Annotated in this window: 20 protein-coding genes; 10 read left to right on the top strand and 10 right to left on the bottom strand. The window is 66.7% G+C overall.

Annotated elements, in window-relative coordinates:
* Positions 1-711, top strand: a complete 711-nt coding sequence (locus tag DQG17_RS19535; RefSeq protein ID WP_116134550.1) for an HAD family phosphatase — start codon at positions 1-3, stop codon at positions 709-711.
* 12 nt (positions 712-723) lie between these two features.
* Here DQG17_RS19535 and DQG17_RS19530 read toward each other — a convergent pair whose 3' ends face one another.
* The gene (locus DQG17_RS19530; RefSeq protein ID WP_116134549.1) at positions 724-1629 is read right to left on the bottom strand and encodes a LysR family transcriptional regulator; all 906 of its coding nucleotides are present in this window, start codon (positions 1627-1629) and stop codon (positions 724-726) included.
* Between the two features lie 153 nt (positions 1630-1782).
* On the opposite strand from DQG17_RS19530, the gene DQG17_RS19525 reads away from it, so the two are divergent.
* From DQG17_RS19525 to atzF, 8 genes are read left to right on the top strand one after another with little or no spacing between them, the layout of a single operon-like run.
* Positions 1783-2922: a BMP family ABC transporter substrate-binding protein gene (locus DQG17_RS19525; RefSeq protein ID WP_116134548.1), complete on the top strand. Its 1140-nt coding sequence runs from the start codon at positions 1783-1785 to the stop codon at positions 2920-2922.
* A gap of 12 nt (positions 2923-2934) precedes the next feature.
* Positions 2935-4035: an ABC transporter permease gene (locus DQG17_RS19520; protein WP_116134547.1), complete on the top strand. Its 1101-nt coding sequence runs from the start codon at positions 2935-2937 to the stop codon at positions 4033-4035.
* 1 nt (position 4036) lies between these two features.
* Positions 4037-4963: an ABC transporter permease gene (locus DQG17_RS19515; protein WP_116134546.1), complete on the top strand. Its 927-nt coding sequence runs from the start codon at positions 4037-4039 to the stop codon at positions 4961-4963.
* A gap of 9 nt (positions 4964-4972) precedes the next feature.
* Positions 4973-5650: a cysteine hydrolase family protein gene (locus tag DQG17_RS19510; RefSeq protein ID WP_116134545.1), complete on the top strand. Its 678-nt coding sequence runs from the start codon at positions 4973-4975 to the stop codon at positions 5648-5650.
* Positions 5647-7182 carry an ABC transporter ATP-binding protein gene (locus DQG17_RS19505; protein ID WP_116134544.1) on the top strand — a complete coding sequence of 512 codons (1536 nt, stop codon included), beginning with the start codon at positions 5647-5649 and terminating at the stop codon, positions 7180-7182. The genes DQG17_RS19510 and DQG17_RS19505 overlap by 4 nt, the downstream gene beginning before the upstream one ends.
* Positions 7182-7850 (top strand): cysteine hydrolase family protein, encoded by a 669-nt coding sequence (locus DQG17_RS19500; protein ID WP_116134543.1) that lies wholly within the window; start codon positions 7182-7184, stop codon positions 7848-7850. Before DQG17_RS19505 ends, DQG17_RS19500 begins: the two co-directional genes overlap by 1 nt.
* Positions 7843-8178, top strand: a complete 336-nt coding sequence (locus DQG17_RS19495; protein WP_116134542.1) for a cupin domain-containing protein — start codon at positions 7843-7845, stop codon at positions 8176-8178. Before DQG17_RS19500 ends, DQG17_RS19495 begins: the two co-directional genes overlap by 8 nt.
* Positions 8179-8191: 13 nt before the next feature.
* Positions 8192-10003: an allophanate hydrolase gene (gene atzF, locus DQG17_RS19490; protein ID WP_116134541.1), complete on the top strand. Its 1812-nt coding sequence runs from the start codon at positions 8192-8194 to the stop codon at positions 10001-10003.
* 12 nt (positions 10004-10015) lie between these two features.
* Here atzF and glpK read toward each other — a convergent pair whose 3' ends face one another.
* The 9 genes from glpK to glpD all read right to left on the bottom strand — a co-directional run bounded on the left by glpK (position 10016) and on the right by glpD (position 19645).
* Entirely contained in the window at positions 10016-11503 is a 1488-nt protein-coding gene (gene glpK / locus DQG17_RS19485; protein ID WP_116134540.1) for a glycerol kinase GlpK, read from the bottom strand.
* A 115-nt stretch (positions 11504-11618) separates the two neighbouring features.
* On the bottom strand, positions 11619-13328 hold the full coding sequence (locus DQG17_RS19480; RefSeq protein WP_198666213.1) for an ABC transporter substrate-binding protein: 1710 nt from the start codon (positions 13326-13328) through the stop codon (positions 11619-11621).
* Between the two features lie 76 nt (positions 13329-13404).
* Positions 13405-13677: a DUF2160 domain-containing protein gene (locus DQG17_RS19475; protein WP_116134539.1), complete on the bottom strand. Its 273-nt coding sequence runs from the start codon at positions 13675-13677 to the stop codon at positions 13405-13407.
* A gap of 4 nt (positions 13678-13681) precedes the next feature.
* On the bottom strand, positions 13682-14062 hold the full coding sequence (locus DQG17_RS19470; protein WP_157973692.1) for a hypothetical protein: 381 nt from the start codon (positions 14060-14062) through the stop codon (positions 13682-13684).
* Entirely contained in the window at positions 14062-14904 is an 843-nt protein-coding gene (locus DQG17_RS19465; RefSeq protein WP_232829515.1) for a carbohydrate ABC transporter permease, read from the bottom strand. The genes DQG17_RS19470 and DQG17_RS19465 overlap by 1 nt, the downstream gene beginning before the upstream one ends.
* Positions 14905-14912: 8 nt before the next feature.
* The gene (locus tag DQG17_RS19460; protein WP_116134536.1) at positions 14913-15785 is read right to left on the bottom strand and encodes a carbohydrate ABC transporter permease; all 873 of its coding nucleotides are present in this window, start codon (positions 15783-15785) and stop codon (positions 14913-14915) included.
* Complete coding sequence (locus DQG17_RS19455; RefSeq protein ID WP_116134535.1) at positions 15785-16888, bottom strand: ABC transporter ATP-binding protein; 1104 nt, start codon at positions 16886-16888, stop codon at positions 15785-15787. Before DQG17_RS19455 ends, DQG17_RS19460 begins: the two co-directional genes overlap by 1 nt.
* Before the next feature lie 11 nt (positions 16889-16899).
* Positions 16900-17988 (bottom strand): ABC transporter ATP-binding protein, encoded by a 1089-nt coding sequence (locus DQG17_RS19450; RefSeq protein ID WP_116134534.1) that lies wholly within the window; start codon positions 17986-17988, stop codon positions 16900-16902.
* Positions 17989-18049: 61 nt separating this feature from the next.
* A complete protein-coding gene (gene glpD, locus DQG17_RS19445) occupies positions 18050-19645 on the bottom strand; it encodes a glycerol-3-phosphate dehydrogenase (protein ID WP_116134533.1) in 1596 nt (531 codons plus the stop codon).
* Between the two features lie 333 nt (positions 19646-19978).
* Here glpD and DQG17_RS19440 point away from each other — a divergent pair, with 333 nt between their 5' ends.
* Entirely contained in the window at positions 19979-20779 is an 801-nt protein-coding gene (locus tag DQG17_RS19440) for a DeoR/GlpR family DNA-binding transcription regulator (protein WP_116134532.1), read from the top strand.
* Positions 20780-20792 lie beyond the last annotated feature (13 nt).

Genomic DNA, 20792 nt, shown 5'->3' with positions numbered 1-20792 from the left:
ATGGACAGACCGCAAGCGGTGATCTTCGACCTCGACGGCTGTCTCGTCGACAGCGAGCCCATGTCGCTCGAGGCACTGGCCGCCGAAATGCGCGCCTCGGGTGTCGCCGAGGCGACCAGCGCGGCGATGCGCGACCGTTACCTCGGCGTCTCGGCCACCGATGTCAGCCGGCACCTGGCGGCCCGTCTCGGCCGGCCCTGTCCGCCCGATTTCATCGACAACTACCACCGCCGGCTCTATGCCGCCTATGAGGCCGGGATCCCGCGCATCGAGGCCATGGTCGAGGTGCTCGACCGGCTGCAATCCGAAGGCATCGCGACCTGTATCGCCTCGGGCGGGTCACCGGACCGGATACGGCGGACGCTGGCGGCAGCCGATCTGACCGAACGGTTTGGCACGCGTATCTTCAGTGCCGAGCAGGTCGCCCATGGCAAACCCGCGCCGGACCTCGTGCTGCTCGCGGCGCGGGAACTGGGCGTCGAACCTGCGCGCTGCGTCGTGGTCGAGGATTCGCCGCACGGCATTCGCGGCGCCATGGCGGCCGGAATGCGCGGCGTCGGCTTCACCGGCGGCACGCATCTGGACGGGATCCGCGACAGCCATGCCTCGGCGCTGTACGCCGCCGGCGCCGAAGCGGTCCGCGAGGATGCCAGCGAGTTGCTGGCGATCATCTTGGGGCAGGGCGCCAGGAACGCGGCCGCCGCCGGCTGACCGCGCCCGGCCTCAGGCCGGATAGCGGCGGTCGAGCGCTGCCTCGATCTGGGCGGCGAACTTCGCGGCGGCAACCGGCAGCGTGCGGCCGCGCAACTGGCACAGGTAAAGCAGCCCCTCGGGGATGTCGCGGGTGTCGACAGGGCGCGAGACCGTGCCCTCGGCGCTGGCATCGTCGGGCAGGCCGATCGGGATCTGAAAGCTGATCAGCCGCTCCTGCGCCGGATAGCGGCGCAGAAAGTCGAAATTGTCCGATTCGAGCACCACCCGCAGCCGGGTCGACGACCTCAGCAGCGCGTGGTCGATCAGATGGCGCACCCCATACTGGACGGTCGGCAGCCCGATCGGATAGGCCGCGCAGTCCCGCAACCGCACCGTTTCCTGCCCGGCCATCGGGTGATCGGCCGCCATCACCGCGTGGATCGTCTGCCGCGCGGTGGCAAGGATCTGCACCTCGGACAGCCGGATCGGCTCGAACACCACCGCCAGATCCGCGGCGTGTTCGACCAGCGCCGCCTCGGCCGCCGCGCGGTCGCGCAGATGCACCGAAAAGGTCACCCCCGGATGGTCGCGGCGATAACGCCCGATATTCTCGGGCAGGAAGAACGGCAGCAGCGCCTGCGAACAGGCGATGATGACATGGCCGCGCCGTTCGCCGGCCAGATCCGCGATCTGGCCCTTCAGCTTTTCCAGATCCGAGGCCTGGGCGCGCAGATGCAGGATCAGCAGCTCGCCCGCGGTGGACAGCCTGACCCCGCGCGGCAGCCGCTCGAAGATCGGCACGCCCATCTCCTCCTCCAGCGCCAGCACCCGGCGGTTGAGCGCGGTCGAGGTGATGGCCAGCGCCTCGGCAGCCTTGCGGATCGATCCGGCCCGCGAAATCGCGTCGATGAACTGATAGGGCGACAGCTGATGCATAGGTGGTGCAAATCCTGCAGCGGTTTGGTGCAAACTTAGCACGAGACAGCATCGCTTCAACGCCTCATGTTGGGTATCAGCGAATACATGAACGGGGCGGGTCGCGCGGCCGGGCCGGCAACAACGCCCCTTTTGCCAATCAGGAGACGCCGCATGACATCCCTCACCCGTCCGTTTTCCCATCCGCTGTCGCGCCGCGGCTTTCTCAGGGGCTCGGCCGCGCTTGGCGGCGCCGCGGCGCTTTCGAGCCTTCCGCTTGGCGCGCGGGCCGAAACGCCGCTGACCGTCGGTTTCATCTATGTCGGACCGCGCGACGATTATGGTTATAATCAGGCCCATGCCATCGGCGCCGCGGCACTCAAGGAAATCCCCGGTGTCACCGTGGTCGAGGAAGAAAACGTCCCCGAAACCATCGACGTGCAGAAGTCGATGGAATCGATGATCAACCTCGATGGCGCGACGCTGCTGTTTCCGACCTCGTTCGGCTATTTCGACCCGCATATCCTGACGCTGGCGCCGAAATACCCCGAGGTGCGGTTCGAACATTGCGGCGGGCTGTGGTCGGCGGACAAGCACCCCACGAATGCCGGCAGCTATTTCGGCTATATCGGCATGGGCCAGTATCTGAACGGCGTCGCCGCCGGTCACGTAACCCAGACGAAGAAGATCGGCTTTGTCGCGGCAAAGCCGATCCCGCAGGTGCTGCTGAACATCAACTCGTTCCTGCTGGGCGCGCGGTCGGTCGACCCGACCATCATGTGCCAGGTGATCTTTACCGGCGAATGGTCGCTGGCGGTGAAAGAGGCCGAGGCGACGAATGCGCTGGCCGATGCCGGATGCGACGTCATCACCTGCCATGTCGACAGCCCGAAGGTGGTGATCGAAACCGCCGCCGGGCGCGGCAGCTTTGTCTGCGGCTATCACGCCGACCAGTCGGCGCTGGCGCCCGAGAAATACCTGACCGGCGCCGAATGGAACTGGGGCAAGGTCTATACCGACATGGTCAACACGACCCTTGCCGGCGAGACGATCCCGAACTTTGTCCGCGGCGGACTGGCCGAGGGTTTCGTCACCATGTCGCCGCTTGGCCCCGCGGTGCCCGAGGCCGGGCGTTCGCAGTTCGAGGCCGTGAAGGCCGAGATCATGACCGGCGGCTTCAGCGTCATCAAGGGACCCTTGAAGGACAACGCCGGCAACGTGGTCGCGACCGAGGGTCAGGCCTTTCTTGAAACCGATCCCTCGCTCGAGAGTATGGGCTATCTCGTCGAGGGCGTCATCGGCGCGACCTCGTAAGGGGCCGGTCCGATGGCATTGGCCGAGAGCCTGTCCGGTGGGGGCGCGCGCAGTACGCTGCTGCGCGCGGGCCTCGCCCGCCGCGCCGAGGCGGTGGTGATCCCGCTGCTCGCCCTTCTCGCGGGGCTGGCGGTCTTCGGGCTGTTCCTGCTGACCCAGGGCAAGTCGCCGGTCGATTTCTTCGCGCTGGTCTGGAAGGGCGCCTATGGCTCTGCCTTCTCCTGGCAGAACACGCTGTCGCGGGCAGCCCCGCTGCTGCTGTCGGCCCTTTGCGTCGCGCTGCCCGCCCGGCTTGGCCTTGTGGTGATCGGGGGCGAGGGCGCGATCGTTCTGGGCGGTGTCGCGGCAGGCGCGCTTGCCGGGCCGCTCGCCGGCGCCCCCGCGATCGTCGGCCTGCCGCTGCTGGCGGCGGCTGCCATGGTCGTCGGCGGGGTCTGGATCGGCGCCTCGGGCGCGCTGCGCCATTTGCGCGGGGTGAACGAGACCATTGCGAGCCTGCTGCTGTCCTATATCGCCATCGCGCTGATGAACCAGCTGGTCGAGGGGCCGCTGCGCGACCCCGCCAGCCTCAACAAGCCCTCGACCGCGCCCTTGGCCGACCAGCTTCGCGTCGGAAACATGCCCGGGATGGATGTGCACTGGGGCCTTGCCTTCGGCATTGCCGCCTGCGTGCTGTCCTGGGTGCTGATCGAGCGCACGACCTGGGGCTTTGCCGCCCGCATCGCGGGGGGCAACCTGCGCGCGGCCGAGGTGCAGGGCCTGCCGGTCGGGCGTCTGATCGTCGGCTTCACAGCCCTTGGCGGCGCCTTCGCGGGGCTGGCCGGGTTCTTCGAGGTGACGGCGATCCACGGCTCAGCCAATGCCTCGCTCGCCGCGGGCTATGGCTATACCGGCATCCTGATCGCCTTCCTTGCCCGCCAGAACACGCTCGCCATCATCCCGGTCGCAATCCTTCTGGCCGGGTTCGATGCCTCCTCGGGCCTCGTGCAGCGGCGGATGCAGTTGCCGGATGCGACGGTGCAGGTGCTGCAGGGCCTCGTCTTCATGGCGATCCTGATGTCGGAAACCCTCTATGGCCGGCTGCGCCTGTTTGCGGCCGGGAAAGGAGCCTGAGATGACCACAGGCGACATCGGCCTCTGGGGGGTTCCCATCGCCGTCATCGGCGGCGCGATCCGGGTCTCGACCCCGATCCTGTTCGTCAGTCTGGGCGAGACGCTGACCGAACGCTCGGGCCGCATCAACCTCGGGCTCGAAGGCACGCTGGTGATCGGCGCGATGACGGGCTACGCGACCGCGGTCCTGACCGGCAGCGCCTGGGCCGGCGTTCTGGTCGCGGCGCTTGCGGGTGCGGTGTTCGGGCTGGTCCACGGGCTGGTCTGTTCGCTGCCCAAGGTCAACGACATCGCCATCGGCATCGCCATGATGCTGCTTGGCACCGGGCTTGCCTTCTACTTCGGCAAGCCGTTCATCCAGCCGGTCGCGCCGAACCTGCCCGCCATTCCGCTTGGCTGGTGGTCCGACCTGCCGCAGGTGCAGGCGGCGCTGAACGTCAACGTGCTGTTCCTGATCGGGCTGGCGCTCGCCTTTGCCATGCACTGGATGCTGCGCGCCACGCGGCCCGGGCTGATCGTCCGCGTGGTCGGCGATTCAAGCGATGCCGCCCGCGCCATGGGGCTGAAGCCCGCGCAGATCCGCACCATCGCGACCGCCATCGGCGGCGCCTTTGCCGGGGTCGGCGGCGCCTATCTGTCGCTCTACTATCCCGGCAGCTGGAACGAGGCGATCTCGTCCGGGCAGGGCCTGATGGCTGTGGCGCTGGTGATCTTTGCCCGCTGGAACCCCATCGCCTGCATCTGGGCCGCGCTTCTGTTCGGCGGCGCGGGCGCGCTTGGCCCGGCACTGCAATCGGTCGGTGTCACGCAAGGCTATTACCTCTTTTATGCCGCGCCCTATGTCCTGACGCTCGGCGTCCTGATCGCGACCTCCTCGCCCTCCCGCGCCATGGCCGGCGCACCGGGCGAGCTCTCCATCACCAAGTGAGGCCCTCCGATGACCCATGTCTTTTCGATCCCCTATGCCTGGCCCTGGAACGGCGACCTGCGCCCCGACAACACCGCGCTGATCATCATCGACATGCAGACCGATTTCTGCGGCACCGGCGGCTATGTCGATGCGATGGGCTATGACCTGTCACTGACCCAAGCGCCGATCGGGCCGATCAGGTCGGTGCTGGGGGCCATGCGCGAGGCGGGCTATCACATCATCCACACGCGCGAAGGCCACCGCCCCGACCTTGCCGACCTGCCGCCGAACAAGCGCTGGCGCAGCCAGCAGATCGGCGCCGGCATCGGCGACGACGGCCCTTGCGGCAAGATCCTGATCCGCGGCGAGCCGGGCTGGGACATCATCCCCGAGCTTTATCCGCTGCCCGGCGAGGCGATCATCGACAAGCCCGGCAAGGGCAGCTTTTGCGCCACCGATCTGGAGCTGATCCTGCGCACGCGCGGCATCGACAACCTGATCCTGACCGGCATCACCACCGACGTCTGCGTCTCGACCACCATGCGCGAGGCCAACGACCGCGGCTTCGAATGCCTGATCCTGCAGGATTGCTGCGGCGCGACCGATCCCGGCAACCATGCCGCCGCAATCAAGATGGTGACCATGCAGGGCGGCGTCTTCGGCGCGGTCTCGGACAGCACGGCGCTGATCGGGGCGCTGGCATGAAGGTCATCGGACAGACCCCCGGCCCGGACGCAGCGCTCGCGGTCGAAACGCTCGGCATGACCATGCGGTTCGGCAATTTCACCGCGCTCGAAGATGTCTCGATCCGGGTCGCGGCGGGATCGTTTCATGCCCTGCTGGGCGAGAACGGCGCCGGCAAGTCGACCCTGGTCAAGTGCATCATGGGGTTCTACCACGCCACTTCGGGCCAGCTTCTGGTCGGCGGGCGCGAGGCCCGGATCGCCGATCCGCGCGACGCGCGGGCGCTGGGGCTTGGCATGGTCTATCAGCATTTCACGCTGGTGCCCTCGCTGACCGTGGCCGAAAATCTGGTGATCAGCCGTCTCGACACGCCGGGCGTCATCGACTGGCGCGCCGAACGCCGCGCGCTCGACGCCTTCATGGCCGCGATGCCGTTCCGGGTGCCGCTCGACCAGCAGGTTTCGCGGCTGGCGGCGGGCGAAAAGCAGAAGCTCGAGATCCTGAAGCAACTCTATCTCGGCAGCCGGTTCCTGATCCTCGACGAACCGACGTCGGTGCTGACCCCCGACGAGGCTGACGAGGTGCTGGGCCACGTCCGCGGCCTTTGCGCCGCGGGCGAGGTCTCGGTCCTCATGATCACCCACAAGTTCCGCGAGGTGACAGCTTTTGCCGACGAGGTCTCGGTGCTGCGCCGCGGCCGGCTGGTCGGGCAGGGCAGGGTGGCCGAGTTGAGCCACGCCCGGATGGCCGCGATGATGATCGGCGCCGAAAAGGAATATGTGCCGGCCGCCCGCAAGGGCAGCCCCGGCGCCCCGGTGCTGGAGCTATCGGGCATCCGCGCCACCGACCGGTCCGGGCTGAAACAGATCGCCATCGACAGCCTGACGGTGCGCGCGGGCGAGATTGCCGGGATCGCCGGGATCTCGGGCAACGGCCAGATGGAGCTTATGGAGGTGCTGACCGGCCAGCGCGCCACGTCGGCGGGCGAGATCCGGGTCGAGGGCGCGCCCTATCGCGCCAGCCGGGCCGAGGCGCAGGCGCTCGCCGTGCGCTATCTGCCCGAAGAACCGCTGAAGAACGCCTGCGCGCCGCGCATGAGCGTGATCGACAACATCGCCTTCCGCAGCTTTGACCGCAAGGACGGCAGGGCGGCGTTCTGGCTGTCGCCACGGTCGATGAAGGCGCAAGGCACCGATCTGATCGACGCGTTCCGGGTCAAGGCCGCGGTTCCCGACGGGCCGATTGCCGCGCTCTCGGGCGGCAATGTCCAGCGCGCGGTGCTGGCGCGCGAACTGACCGGCGCGGTGCGGCTCCTGATCATCTCGAACCCCTGCTTCGGGCTCGATTTCGCCGCCGTGGCCGAGATCCGCGCCCGCATCGTCGCGGCCCGCAACGCCGGTGCCGCGGTGTTGCTGATGAGCGAGGATCTGGACGAGGTGATGGAACTGTCCGACCGGATCCTGGTGATGAGCGAGGGCCGGATCGACTATGAGGTCGCGGCCAACGAGGCAAGCCTTGCCGAGATCGGCCACCACATGGGAGGGCACGCCTGATGGCCGGGATCGCGGGGGCACAGCCCTTTCCCTTCAGCTTCGATCCCGCCGCGACGGCGCTGATCGTGATCGACATGCAGCGCGATTTCGTCGAACCGGGCGGCTTTGGCGCGAGCCTTGGCAACGACGTGACCCGGCTGCAGGCAATCGTGCCCACGGTGGCCGCGCTGATCGCGGGCGCCCGCCGCGCCGGGCTGGCCATCATCCACACCCGCGAATGCCATCGCCCCGATCTGTCCGACCTGCCGCAAGCCAAGCGCGACCGCGGCAGCCCGACGCTGCGGATCGGCGATCCCGGTCCGATGGGCCGGGTCCTGATCGCGGGCGAACCGGGGGCCGAGATCGTGCCCGACCTTGCCCCGCTGCCGGGCGAGGTGGTGCTCGACAAGCCCGGCAAGGGCGCCTTCCATGCGACGCCGCTGGGACAAATCCTTGCCGACCGCGGGGTCAGGTTCCTGCTGTTCGCCGGCGTCACGACCGAGGTCTGCGTCCAGACCACGATGCGCGAAGCCAACGACCGCGGCTTTGACGGGCTGCTCGTCGAGGACGCAACCGAAAGCTATTTCCCCGCCTTCAAGGCCGCCACGCTCGACATGATCCGCGCCCAGGGCGCCATCGTCGGCTGGACCGCCACCACGGCCGAGGTTCTGGAGGCGCTCGATGTCTGACCCGATCCACCTGCCCGAAATGCTGACCCGCTACTGGCGCGAGGCCGCCTTCGCCCCGTTCCAGGAGGGGGTCGAGATCTGCCCGCTGATCGAGGGCGCGCCGGGCGTCGCGCTGCTGCGCTATGCCCCGGGTGCGGGCGTTCCGCGACATCTGCACACCGGGCTCGAAACCATTCTGGTGCTCGAGGGAACCCAAAGCGACGAGCGCGGCGATTACCCCGAGGGCTCGCTGATCCTGAACCCCGAAGGCAGCAGCCATTCCGTCTGGTCCGACGCCGGCTGCACCGTCCTGATCCAGTGGGAACGCCCCGTAACCTTCCTGCCCTGACCGGAAAGCCGACATGACAGACACCGACCTGACCGCGCTGTCCTTTGACATCGCCAGCCTTCACGCCGCCTATGCCGCGGGCGTCTCGCCAACCTCCGTGCTGGCCGAGAGCTTCGCCCGGATCGCGCGGGCCGAGGACCCGGCGATCTTCCTGCACCTGCGCGACGCGGCCGGGGCGATGGCCGAGGCCGAGGCGCTGCCACCCTTCGATCCGGACGCCTTCCCGCTCTGGGGCGTGCCCTTCGCGATCAAGGACAATATCGACGTGGCGGGCGTGCCGACAACCGCCGCCTGCCCGGCCTTTGCCTATACGCCCGCAGAGGACGCCTTTGTCGTCGATCTGCTGCGCAAGGCCGGGGCAATCTGGATCGGCAAGACCAACCTCGATCAGTTCGCGACCGGGCTTGTCGGTACAAGATCGCCCTTTGGCGTGCCGCGGAACGCTATCGATCCCCTGATCGTGCCGGGCGGTTCGTCCAGCGGCTCGGGCGTGGCGGTCGCGCGCGGCATCGTCAGCTTCGCGCTTGGCACCGACACGGCGGGATCGGGCCGGGTGCCGGCGGCGCTGAACAATATCGTCGGGCTGAAACCGAGCCTTGGGGCGCTGTCGGCAACCGGCATGGTGCCCGCCTGCCGCACGCTCGACACCATCTCGATCTTCGCACTGACGGTGCCGGACGCCTGGCGTGCCTTTCGCGCCGCCTGCCGGTTCGATGCCGCCGACGCCTATTCGCGGGCCTTCCCGGCGCCGCCGCTGAACGCCCCACCGCCGGTGCTGCGCGTCGCGATCCCCGATGCGGCAACGCGCGAGGTCTTTGGCGACATCGCGCAGGCCGTCGCCTTTGCCAATGCGGCGGGCGATCTGCAATCGCTTGGCTGCGAGGTGGCCGAGATCGACTTCACGCCGTTCTTCGACGTGGCGCGGATGCTCTATGACGGCCCCTGGGTGGCCGAACGGATGGCGGCGGTCGAACCGCTCTACCGCGACCGGCCCGAGGCGTTCCACCCGGTGACCGCCCGCATCATCGGCTCTGCCGACCGCTTTTCCGCCGCCGACGCGTTCCGCGCCGCCTATCGGCTGGCGGCGCTGAAGCGGCTGGCGACCGCGGCGATGGCGGGGTTCGATCTGCTCTGCGTGCCGACGATCCCGACCTTCGTCAGCCTTGCCGATCTGCAGGAGGACCCGATCGGCCCGAACAGCCGGCTTGGCACCTACACGAACTTCGTCAACCTGCTCGATCTCTGCGGCATTGCCGTGCCGACCGGGCCGCGCCGCGACGGGAGGCCCGGCAGCGTCACGCTGCTGGCCCGCGCGGGCGAGGATGCGCTGGCCGCCGGGCTTGCCGCACGGCTGCATCCCCGCCTTGGCCGGACGCTTGGCGCGACCGGGCAGGGGGTGCCGCCGCTGCCCCAGATGGCCGCCGCGGCGGGCGCGGGCGAGATTGTGCTCGCGCTCGTCGGGGCGCATATGTCGGGGCTGCCGCTCAACCATCAGATCACGGGCCGCGGCGGACGGTTTCTGGCCGAGGCGCAGACCGCCCCCTGCTATCGCCTGCACGCGCTGGCAGGCGGCCCGCCCGAACGCCCGGGGCTGGTGCGGGTCGGCGAGGAGGGGGCGTCCATCGCGCTCGAACTCTGGGCCATGCCGCTGACCGCGATGGGCGATCTGCTGGCAGCCATCCCCGCGCCGCTTGGCCTTGGCCAGGTCGTGCTGGCGGACGGCCGTCTTGTGACGGGCTTTCTGGCCGAGGCGGCGGGGCTGTCGGGGGCGACCGACATCACCCGCCTCGGCGGCTGGCGGGCGCATCTGATGGCAGAGGTCTGATCCCGGGCGGGGTCAGAACGCCTTCGTCGCCTCGACCGCGCGGAGCCAGCGCTGATAGCGCGCCTCGCGCTGCGCGGGCTCCATCGCCGGTTCGAACCGCCGTTCCAGCGCCCAGGTCTCGGCAAATTCCTCCGGCCCCGGATAGACGCCCGCCTGCATCCCCGCCAGCCAGGCGGCCCCCAGCGCTGTCGTCTCCTGCACCCGCGGCCGGTCGACCGGGGCGCCGAGGATGTCCGACAGGAACTGCATCGCGAAATCCGAGGCGCTCATGCCGCCATCGACGCGCAGCACCGCGCCGCAATTCTCGCCCGACCAGTCGGCGCGCATCGCCTCCAGCAGGTCGCGGGTCTGAAACCCGACGCTTTCCAGTGCCGCGCGGGCGAATTCGGCAGGCCCCGTGTTGCGGGTCAGCCCGAAGATCGCGCCGCGGGTGTCGGGCTGCCAGTGCGGGGCGCCAAGGCCGGTGAAGGCCGGCACCATGATGATATCCTGCTGCGCATCCGCACCTTCGGCCATTTTCTGGGTCTCTGGCGCCGCGCGGATCAGCCCCAGACCGTCGCGCAGCCATTGCACCACCGCCCCCGCGACAAAGATCGAACCTTCGAGCGCATAGGTCGGCGTGCCGTTCAACTGATAGGCGATGGTCGTCAGCATCCGGTGGTTCGAGGCGACGGGCTCGGCGCCGGTGTTGAGCAGCGCAAAGCAGCCGGTGCCATAGGTGCTTTTCAGCATCCCCGGCCGGAAGCATGCCTGCCCGACCGTCGCCGCCTGCTGGTCGCCCGCAACGCCAAGGATCGGGATCTCGCGGCCGAACAGATCGGCGCTGGTCACGCCGAACTCGGCGGCACTGTCACGGACCTCGGGCAGCATTTGGGGCGGAATGTCGAGCAGGCCGCAGATCGTCGTGCTCCACCGCCCCTTGCGGATGTCATAAAGCATCGTGCGCGCGGCGTTCGTCGCGTCGGTCGCATGGACCCGCCCGCCGGTCAGCTTCCAGATCAGAAAGCTGTCGACGGTCCCGAACAGCAGATCGCCCGCCTCGGCCGCCGCCCGCGCGCCCTCGACATGATCGAGCAGCCACTTCAGCTTGGTGGCCGAGAAATAGGGGTCGAGCAGCAGCCCGGTGCGCAGCGTCACCATCGGCTCGTGGCCCGCGGCCCGCAGATCGCGGCAGGTGTCGGCGGTGCGCCGGTCCTGCCAGACGATGGCATTGTGGATCGGCTCGCCGGTCTTGCGGTTCCACACCAGCGTGGTCTCGCGCTGGTTGGTGATGCCGATTGCCACGATCTCGCGCGGCTCGATCCCGGCGCGCGCGATCACGTCGCGGCAGGTGCGCGCCGTCGTCGACCAGATCTCGGCCGGATCGTGTTCGACCCAGCCGCTGGCGGGAAAGTGCTGGGCAAATTCCTCCTGCGCCGTGGCCGTCACGTTCAGATCCTTGTCGAACAGGATCGCGCGGCTGGAGGTGGTCCCTTGGTCGATGGCAAGCACATGGGTCATTGCAGGTCTCGGTTCCGTATCTTGCAGAACAGCCGCGGCGGACAATGCCGCCGCGGCCGATGGATCGGGATGGGTCCGCGAGGCCCCGTTCGGCGCCCCGCGACCCCGGTTCACATTACTGCCAGGACGCCACCAGTTCGTCATAGGAAATGGTGATCGGCGCCGGGTTTTCGTTGTCGAGCTTCGGCTTCGGCGATCCGGGCTGGCTGAGCCAGTATTCCGGGTCTTCCTTCGGGTTCATCTTCGGCCCGATGTCGCCCTGCACGCCGGCCCGCTCCAGCCGCTCCATGACCTTTTCCATGTCGCTGCACAGGCTGTCGAGGGCGGCCTGCGTGGTCTTGGCGCCCGACATCGCGTCACCGATGTTCTGCCACCAGAGCTGGGCAAGCTTCGGATAGTCGGGAACGTTGGTGCCGGTCGGCGACCAGCGCACCCGGTCGGGCGAGCGATAGAACTCGACCAGACCGCCGAGCTTCGTCGCGCGTTCGCTGAAGTGTTCCGAGTTGATAGTCGACTCGCGGATGAAGGTCAGGCCGACGTCGGCCTTCTTCATGTCAACGGTCTTCGAGGTGACGAACTGGGCATAGAGCCAGGCCGCCTTGGCACGATCCTCGGGCGTCGATTTCATCAGCGTCCAGGATCCCACGTCCTGATAGCCGACCTTCATGCCCTCTTCCCAATAGGCGCCATGCGGGCTGGGGGCGAGGCGCCATTTCGGCGTGCCGTCCTCGTTCATCACCGGCAGGCTCGGATCGACGAGCGAGGCGACGAAGGTCGTGTACATGAACATCTGCTGGGCGATCTCGCCCTGTCCGGGGACCGGGCCTGCCTCCGAGAAGGTCATGCCCTGCGCGGCGGGCGGCGAATAGTTCTGCAGCCAGTCGATCGCCTTGTTCACCGCATAGACCGCGGCCGGCGAGTTGGCGGCACCGCCACGGTCGACGCAGGCGCCGACGGGGCGGCTATCTTCATCGACCCGGATGCCCCATTCGTCGACCGGCAGCCCGTTCGGCTCGCCCTTGTCGCCCATGCCCGCCATCGACATCCACGCGTCGGTATAGCGCCAGCCAAGGCTCGGGTCCTTCTTGCCGTAGTCCATGTTGCCATAGACCTGCTTGCCGTCGATCTCGCGGCCGGTGAAGAACTCGGCAATGTCCTGATAGGCCGTCCAGTTGACCGGAACGCCAAGGTCATAGCCGTACTTCTCCTTGAACTCGGCCATGATCGCGGGGTCCGTGAACCAGTCATAGCGGAACCAGTAGAGGTTGGCGAACTGCTGGTCGGGCAGCTGATAAAGCTTGCCGTCCGGCGCGGTGGTGAACTGGGTGCCGATGAAATCGTCCAGATCGAGCGTCGGGCTGGTAACGGCCGAGCCTTCGTTCGCCATCCAGTCGGTCAGGTTGCGCACCTGCTGATAGCGCCAGTGGGTGCCGATCAGGTCGCTGTCGTTGACATAGGCGTCATAGATGTTCTCGCCCGACTGCATCTGGGTCTGCAGCTTTTCGACCACATCGCCCTCGCCGATCAGGTCGTGGGTGATGTTGATGCCGGTGATCGCCGAGAAGGCCGGCGCCAGCACCTTCGATTCATATTCGTGGGTGGCGATGGTCTCGGACACGACCTTGATGTCCATGCCCTTGAAGGGCTGGGCCGCGTCGATGAACCAGTTCATCTCCTCTTCCTGTTCGCCGCGCGACAGCACCGACATGCCGTCGATCTCGGTGTCGAGGAACTGCTTGGCCTCGTCCATCCCGGCCAGCGCCGGCGCGGTCAGCGCGGCAATGGCCAGACCGAAGGCCGTGGTCGATTTCAACAGTCGTTCCATTCGTGGTTTCCTCCCATGAAATTCACTCAGTCTTGGATCCGTGCGGCGGAATTGTGCTCTCCGCCGCTTCGGCAGGTCACACCCAGCGGAACACCGCTGCGGCATAGAAGGCGCAGACGATCAGCGCGCCCCATTGCGGGGCAAGCCCAAGTCCGAGCCAGATCAGGTTCAGAAAGGCCGAGCCGAGCAACGAAATGAACAGCCGGTCGCCGCGCGTGGTCTCGATCCGCAGCACGCCAAGGCGCGGGGTTTCGGGGAAGCGGATCGCCAGCACCGTGAACAGGATCAGCAGCGCGCCGATGATTGCGAAGAAGGCCGCCGTGGGCCAGGTCCATGCCATCCATGCCATCGGCCTACCTCGCGCTCGGCAGGGGGTTGTCGGAACAGGCGCAGTCGAGCGCATTCAGTGCGGGATGTTCGCAGTAAAGTTCCATACTGCGGATACTCATCGCCTGGCCGCTGAATTCCATCAGCACGCCGCCATTGGCCCAGCACCAGGCACCGTCGCCGAAGGCGGCGTTATAGGCATCGCAGCTTTTGCCGAGATAGGTGCTGGCCTTGGTCAGCGGACCACCGGAACCTTTATCCGGAACAATCACATAGCCGTTCTCGTTGCACTGCTGCGTGAACTGTTCTGCGGATTGTTGTGCGCCTGCACTCAACGGGTTGCCCGCGATAAAGCACAGACTTAGAAATACGATGCATGTTATTGACAATACACTAAATTGCTTCATCACACCCTCCCCAAAGCAAAGCCCTTGGCGATGTAGTTCCGGACAAACCAGATTACCAGCGCCCCCGGCACGATGGTCAGCACGCCCGCCGCCGCCAGCACCCCCCAGTCGAGCCCCGAGGCCGAGACCGTGCGCGTCATCGTCGCCGCGATGGGCTTGGCGTTCACCGATGTCAGGGTCCGGCTCAGCAGCAATTCGACCCACGAAAACATGAAGTTGAAGAAGGCAGCGACGCCGATGCCACTGGCGATCAGCGGCATGAAGATCTTCACGAAGAAGCGGCCAAAGGAATAGCCGTCGATATAGGCGGTCTCGTCGATCTCTTTCGGGACGCCGCGCATGAAGCCTTCGAGGATCCAGACCGCCAGCGGCACGTTGAACAGACAATGCGCCAGCGCCACCGCGATATGGGTGTCGAACAGCCCGATCGAGGAATAAAGCTGGAAAAACGGCAGCGCAAAGACCGCCGGCGGCGCCATCCGGTTGGTCAGCAACCAGAAGAACAGATGCTTGTCGCCCATGAAGCGATAGCGGCTGAACGCATAGGCGGCGGGCAGGGCGACCGTCAGACTTATCACAGTGTTCATAACCACATAGATCAACGAGTTCACGTAACCCATGTACCAGGCCGGATCGGTCAGGATGGTGCGGTAATTGTCGAAGGTCAGGTTCTGCGGCCACAGGCTGAAGGTGCCGAGGATCTCGGAATTGGTCTTCAGGCTCATGTTGATCAGCCAGTAGATCGGCAGCAGCAGGAACCCGAGGTAGAGCACCATGACCACGGCGCGGATATTGACCCTGGGCAGGCTCAGGCCGCGGCTGCGCGGGGCGGCTACACTCATGTCGGCCATCAGGCACCCCCTCGTTTGTCGAGATTGGTCATTACCGTGTAGAAGACCCAGGAAATCAGCATCACCACCAGGAAATACATCAGCGAGAAGGCCGCCGCCGGGCCGAGGTCGAACTGCCCCAGCGCCATCTTCACCAGATCGATGGACAGGAAGGTGGTGGCATTGCCGGGTCCGCCGCCGGTGACCACGAAGGGCTCGGTATAGATCATGAAGCTGTCCATGAAGCGCAGCAGGATCGCGATCATCAGAACGCCCTGCATCTTTGGCAACTCGATATAGCGGAACACCTTCCAGCGGTTGGCCTGATCGATCTTGGCCGCCTGATAATAGGCATCGGGGATCGACTGCAGTCCGGCATAGGCCAGAAGGGCGACCAGCGAGGTCCAGTGCCAGACGTCCATCACCACGACCGTGATCCAGGCCGAAATGCTGCTCTGGGTGTAGTTGTAGGAAATGCCCAGCATGTTGAGGGTATAGCCCAGCAGGCCGATGTCCTCGCGCCCGAAGATCTGCCAGATCGTGCCGACCACGTTCCAGGGGATCAGCAGCGGCAACGCCATCAGCACCAGACAGACCGAGACCCAGACACCGCGTTTGGGCATGCAGAGCGCGACGAGGATGCCAAGCGGCACCTCGATGGCAAGGATCACCGCCGAGAAGATCGCCTGCCGGCCGAGCGCATTCCACATCCGGTCGCTCTGTAGCATCTCCTCGAACCATTCGAGGCCGACCCAGAAGAACTGATTGTTGCCGAAGGTGTCCTGCACCGAATAATTGACCACCGTCATCAGCGGGATCACCGCCGAAAACGCCACCAGAAACAGCACCGGCAGCACGAGGAACCAGGCCTTGTTGTTGACGCTCTTGTCCATCAGGCGGCCTCCCCCACGGGACCGGACCGTTGCGCCATCGGCGGCACCAGCCAGTCGTCGGCATAGACGTTGATGCGGTCGGGATCGAAGCTGACGCGGGTCTTGTCGGGCCCGATGCCTTCGCCTTCCGGCGCGATGATGTTGATCTCGCGGCCAAAGACCTCGGCGCGCACGATCTTGTGGCGGCCCACATCCTCGACGCGGCGGATCGTCATCGGCAGGCCCTCGTCCGCGCTCAGCCGGGCGAATTCCGGCCGCACGCCGATCTCGACCTTGCCCGACAGCGCGCCATAGCCGTGGCCAAGCGGCACCGCCGCCCCCTCGACATGGGCGATGTCGCCCTCGATGCGGGCGGGCAGCAGGTTCATCCCCGGCGAGCCGATGAAATAGCCGACGAAGGTATGCGCCGGACGTTCGAACAGCTCCTGCGGGGTGCCGATCTGCACCACCCGGCCATCGTGCATGACGACGACCTTGTCGGCAAAGGTCAGCGCCTCGGTCTGGTCGTGGGTGACATAGATCATGGTGTGGCCGAACTGATGGTGCAGCGACTTCAACTGCGTGCGCAGCGCCCATTTCATATGCGGGTCGATCACCGTCAGCGGTTCGTCGAACAGCAGCGCGTTGACGTCCTTGCGCACCATGCCGCGGCCGAGGCTGATCTTCTGCTTGGCGTCCGCGGTCAGCCCGCGCGCCTTCTGGTCGAGCTCGGCCTCCATGCCGATCATCTTGGCGATTTCCTGCACCCGGGCCGCGACATAGGCCTCGTCCCGGCCGCGGTTGCGCAGCGGGAAGGCAAGATTGTCGCGCACGGTCATGGTGTCGTAGACCACGGGAAACTGGAACACCTGGGCGATGTTGCGCGCCGCCGTCGGGGCATCGGTCACGTCGCGGTCGTCGAACAGCACGCGCCCCTGGCTGGGCCGCAACAGCCCCGAGATGATGTTGAGCAGCGTGGACTTGCCGCAGCCCGAGGCACCGAGCAGCGCATAGGCCTCGCCGTCCGCCCAGACGTGGTTCAGCTCCTTCAGCGCAAAGTCGTCCTCGGACTTCGGGTGAGGCAGGTAGGAATGCGCCAGATTGTCGAGTGTGATCTTTGCCATGCGATCCTCCCTCAGGCGGCCAGCGCGTAGGCGGCAGGCGCAACCAGCGTGCCGTCCTCGCCAAAGGTATAGACGTGCGACGGGTCCAGATAGACCGGCAGCTCGGCGCCGATCTCCAGATCGCGCACCCCCTCGATCAGCCCGACCCAGCGTTCGCCGTGATGATCGAGATGGATGAAGGTCTCGGAGCCGGTGATCTCGTAGACCGCGAGCCGCGGCACGAACTGCATCGCGTCGGGGGAATGCTGGCGCAGCGACAGATGGTTGGGGCGGAAGCCCGCGGCATAGCGGCCGTCGGGCAGGGCGGCCAGCGCGCCCCTGGCCTCGGTGCCTTGCCCCTCGCCAAAGGTCAGCCGGGAGCCCGCCTTGGTGATCTGCAGGAAGTTCATCGGCGGGTCCGAGAACACCCGCGCCGTGGTGGCATCGACCGGCCGGCGATAGACCTCGGCGGTCGGCCCGAACTGGGTGACCCGGCCCTGCCAAAGGGTCGCCGTATTGCCGCCGAGCAGCAGCGCCTCTTCGGGCTCGGTCGTCGCATAGACAAAGATCGAGCCTGCGGCCTCGAAGATCTTCGGGATCTCGACGCGCAGTTCCTCGCGCAGCTTGTAATCGAGGTTCGCCAGCGGCTCGTCCAGCAGCACGAGGCCCGCGTCCTTGACCAGCGCGCGGGCGAGCGCGCAGCGCTGCTGCTGCCCGCCCGACAGTTCCAGCGGCTTGCGCTGCAACAGCGGGCCAAGCTTCATCAGGTCGGCGGCGGTGCGCACGGCGGTGTCGATCTCGGTCCCCGATTTGCGCATCAGCCGCATCGGCGAGGCGATGTTCTCGTAGACCGTCATCGAGGGGTAGTTGATGAACTGCTGATAGACCATGGCGACCCGGCGGTCCTGCACCCGCATTCCGGTCACGTCGGCGCCGTTCCACAGGATGCGCCCGGTATTGGGCCGGTCGAGCCCGGCCATCAGCCGCATGAGCGAGGTCTTGCCCGACAGCGTCGGCCCCAGCAGCACGTTCATGGTGGATTTTTCCAGCGTCAGGGTGGTCGGATGGATGTGCACGACCCCATCGACGACCTTCGAAACGCCCTCGAGCGTCAGCGCCATCCCGCGTCTCCTCCCATTCATCCCTCCATCCGGCCTGCTCCCGATCAGGCCGCGCCCCAACTTACCCGGTGCCGAATGCCTCAGACGACGCCTGCTCTCCCTGCAGTCGTGCCTCGAGCGCCGCCACCTCCTCGGCCGTCATCCGCAGACCGAGCTTCGAGCGGCGCCACAGCACATCCTCGGCGGTCCGGGCAAATTCGTGGTCGATCAGCCAGCACAATTCGCGTTCGGTCAGCGTCGCGCCGAAGTCGGTGCCGAGATCGGCGGCCGAGGCGGCATCGCCCAGGATCTCGCGCGCCTCGGTGCCATAGGCCCGCACCAGCCGCCGCGCCCAGCGGTCGGTCAGGAACGGATAATCCGCCTTCAGCCCGTCGATCAGATCGGCAACCCCGTCGACCGGGAAATCCCCGCCGGGCAGCGCCACACCGGCCGTCCAGGCGGCACCCTTGCCCGGGAAATGCGTCACGATCTTTTCCAGCGCGTGTTCGGCCAGCCGCCGATAGGTGGTGATCTTGCCGCCAAACACGTTCAGCACCGGCGCCCCGCCGGTTTCGTCGACCTTCAGCACATAGTCGCGGGTGGCGGCGGTGGCCGATTTCGCCCCGTCGTCATAAAGCGGCCGTACCCCGGAATAGCTCCAGACCACATCCTCGGCCGTCACCGGCCGTTCGAAATAGCCCGAGGCGAAGTCGAGCAGATAGTCGCGCTCGGCCTCGGTGCAGACCGGGCGCTGCGACGGGTCGGCGTGATCGGCATCGGTGGTGCCGATCAGCGTGAAATCGGTCTCGTAGGGGATGGCAAAGATGATCCGCCCGTCGGTGCCCTGAAAGAAATAGCACTTGTCGTGGTCGAACAGCTTGCGGGTCACGATGTGGCTGCCGCGGACCAGCCGCACGTTGTCGCCGGAATCGTGGTGCAGCTTGTCATGGATGATGTCGGCCACCCAGGGACCGCCGGCGTTGACCAGCATCCTGGCCTTGCGGGTGCTTTGCACGCCGCTTGCGACATCCTCCAGCGTGACGGTCCAGATGCCGTCCTCGACGATGGCCCTGACGGCGCGAGTGCGGGTCAGGACCTCGGCGCCGCGCGCCGCGGCATCGCGCGCGTTCAGCGCGACCAGACGCGAATCCTCGACCCAGCAGTCGGAATATTCGAAGGCCTTTTCGAACTTCGCCTTCAGCGGCCGGCCCTCGGGCGCCTTGCGCAGGTCGAGTGTCGAGGTCCCCGGCAGGGTCTTTCGCGCCCCGAGGTGATCGTACATGAACAGCCCCAGCCGGATCATCCAGCCCGGACGCCGCCCCTTGAGCCAGGGCATGAAGACCCCGACCAGACGCGAGGCAGGCGTGCTCGCCTCGAACCGCATGTCGGGGTGATAGGGCAGAACGAAGCGCATCGGCCAGCTTATGTGCGGCATCGCGCGCAGCAGCACCTCGCGCTCCATCAGCGCCTCGCGCACCAGCCGGATCTCGAAATATTCGAGATAGCGCAGCCCGCCGTGAAACAGCTTGGTCGAGGCCGAGGACGTCGCCGAGGCAAGATCGCTCATCTCGACAAGGCTGACGGACAGGCCGCGCCCGGCGGCGTCGCGGGCGATGCCACAGCCGTTGATGCCACCGCCGATGACGATGAGATCGCTGATCTCTGCAGTTTTCGGCATCTGGTCCAGCTCCCCTTGCGAGTGCGGTGACGAAACCATAATGCGCGTATCGTGTCAAAGTATTTTCGTTGCTTTTCGTTCTACAATTTGTTGTTATAAACCAACGACCTGCAGAAACGTGACTTGCTGCAACGCCGCAGAGCAATCGCAGAAAATCAGGTGTTTCGGGCACTAAATGCAAGGAATCGTGGCGGAAACCCACCGGCACGAGGATCATGGGACCAAATTCGATCATAAACGATCATGCGGGGCCATGGTTGGGATGGAATCAACCGTTGACGCTTGTCTTGATCCGCGGTTGCGGTCAGACTCGCCCGGAAAAGGAGGCCGCTGGTGTCCCAGACATTCCGCCAGCCCGACATTCTCGATCTCGCCCGCCGCGAGGGGAAGGTGTCGGTCGACAATCTGGCCGAACGGTTCGGCGTCTCGGTCCAGACGATCCGCCGCGATCTGGCGGAACTGGCCGAGGCGGGAAAGCTCGAAAGGGTGCATGGCGGCGCGATCCTGCCCTCGGGCGTCGCCAATATCGGCTATAGCGACCGCCGCGATCTGGCCGCCGAGGCGAAATCGGCGATCGCGAAATGCTGCGCCGCGATCATTCCCGACAATTCCTCGCTGTTTCTCGGCATCGGCACCAGCACCGAGGCGGTGGCGCGGGCGCTGTTGCACCATCGCGAACTGCTGATCGTCACCAACAACATGAACGTGGCGAACATCCTGCAGGAAAAGCCTGACGTCACCATCATTGTCGCGGGCGGCACCCTGCGGCGGTCCGACGGCGGTCTGGTCGGCGCGCTGACCATGCGCACCATCGAGCAGTTCAAGTTCGACTTTGCCGTGATCGGCTGTTCGGCGCTGGATCAGGACGGCGATCTGCTGGATTTCGACATTCAGGAGGTCGGGGTCAACCAGACCATCATCACCCGGGCGCGCCGCACCTGCCTTGTCGCCGACGCGACGAAGTTCGAAAGGGTGGCGCCGGTCAGGATCGCCTCGCTGCGCGACGTGCACCATTTCTTTACCGACGAACCGCTCGGCCCCGATCTGGCGCGGTTCTGCACCACCTGCGGCACCGAAGTTCACGTTGCGGACATCGGCAGCCCCCCGGGCGAGCCGGGCCACAGGGCGCCCTGAGCGCCGATCCGCT

It is taken from the genome of Tropicimonas sp. IMCC34043, assembly GCF_003390845.1.
Taxonomy (GTDB): Bacteria; Pseudomonadota; Alphaproteobacteria; order Rhodobacterales; family Rhodobacteraceae; genus Tropicimonas.
The sequence above is the reverse complement of the archived record's forward strand: the minus strand, read 5'-3'. Positions and strand labels throughout refer to the sequence as shown.